The following is a 1,603-nucleotide window of genomic DNA, read 5'->3' as shown; positions in this document are numbered from 1 at the left end:
TCTTGTAACAGAGTGTTCCAGTCTTCGGCATTCACAATGCCGAGCACTTTCAGTTGCCCATCACCATCGATGTGGACAAACAGCGCGCTGGCGTACTCGGCGTCCTTCGCCGAATGCTTGAAGCCGGTCTGCTTTTCAAAATCAGCGATGCAGCCGCTGTGGGTCATCAGCACCAGGTTGCGGTGCGCCACCTTGTGCGCCACGACATCGTTACGCAGGGTCGTGCCGCAGGTCGCCAGCCACTCCTGGGTCCGTGGGTCGCTGTTGAACATGTAATGCGCGGTCTGCACGGTGCGCGTCACCGGGCTGGTGAGGATGTCGGTCTGCGTCAAACCCAGGCGTGCCAGGCCTTGCCCGACACCGGCGGCCGCCTCACTGCCGACACGGGTAATGCCGTCGGCCGGGCCCAGGCAGGGATTGCTGGAACGGTCGCACCGCTCGGCATGACGAACCAGCACCGCAATCTCGCCGGCACTCCATTGTTGCAGCAATTGGGCCCGGGCTTGCGCGCCCTCATGGGCCAGGTTGGCCGGTGATTTCGGCCACAGGACAAAACCGGTGGCAAGCACGGCGAGGGTCAGTGCGACAATGGCCACGACCGGTTTAGACAGGCGCGAAGACGGTTTATGCGAGACGGAGTTGACCAAGTTTGTCCACCCATTGGAGCGCCAGGGAAGTGCTGTTAAACAAAACCTGGAACAGCGCGAAAAATGACCGCCGAGACCAAGCTCAGCGAATTAACTGCAGCCCACGTTAAATCTGCGCAGGTGTCGGAGCGGTGAAAGGAATGTGAAAAAATTGCAAGGTGGACGGGTAATTTGTCGGTTACCGGGAATTGTTATCTTTTGCTCTTGCGGGGAATGCCAACGGGAAACGGAAGGGGCATAGGGGATGGGATTAACGACGAACTTGCCGCCGTTAATCCGCAGAGAGGAAACCCGTTCAGGGCGAAGGGCAACTTGCCTGTGGTCTGGCGGCAGCCTGGCTGATCAGCGCGGCCAGGCGTTTGACGTTGTTTTGCTGGGCAAGCACCAGGTCATCGATGCTCGCACCCGATGGCGTTTGCAAGGTGCTGCGGCAAATCACCCGTGCCGTGTCGCCTTCGTCGGCACTGCGCAGACGCCATTTCACATCCATCAACGCGTATTGACCGGGGACCGAGTCAAAACGCTGCACATCGACCCGCACCGAATATTTGCCTTGTGCAGGACTGTTGCTCAATTGATCGGCCAGCGCACTGCGCAATTCGTCCACGAGAGTCGCGCCCCACCATTGGGTTTCCAGGATCGCCAGGCCACTGTTGCCCTCGCGAATGACGATCTGCGCACGATCGACCTGGGGCGGCACGCTGATCGTCTCGATCTGAATCGCCCCGACGCTGGCCCTCGAGTGATCGCCCACCTGGGCCGGGGTCAGGGTGTGGAAGTGAATCGGGTCACTGCGGCAAGCGGCGAGYAGCAACAACGCGGTGGCCAGTGTGAACTTCAGCGGAAAAGCCATGGGTGATGCTCCTGTGTTCAATTGCGCGGTGGCCCTTGCAGATCCATGGGGGCGGCATTGTTCGGACGGCCGCGAAGCAGCGATTCCGGATGCCGTCCCAGGT

The 1,603-nt window shown here is 60.4% G+C and carries 2 protein-coding genes; both read right to left on the bottom strand.

What is annotated here, in order from left to right; translation table 11 throughout:
- Positions 1-647, bottom strand: a 647-nt coding sequence (pmrG, locus tag ACXRVY_RS28110; RefSeq protein WP_458238845.1) for a lipopolysaccharide core heptose(II)-phosphate phosphatase PmrG, incomplete at its 3' end; no start/stop codon positions are given.
- Positions 648-942: 295 nt separating this feature from the next.
- Positions 943-1,500: a PqiC family protein gene (locus ACXRVY_RS28105; protein ID WP_223460758.1), complete on the bottom strand. Its 558-nt coding sequence runs from the start codon at positions 1,498-1,500 to the stop codon at positions 943-945.
- Positions 1,501-1,603: the final 103 nt, after the last annotated feature.

The sequence above is a fragment of the Pseudomonas sp. P5_A2_2 genome, from assembly GCF_054177685.1.
The sequence above is the reverse complement of the archived record's forward strand: the minus strand, read 5'-3'. Positions and strand labels throughout refer to the sequence as shown.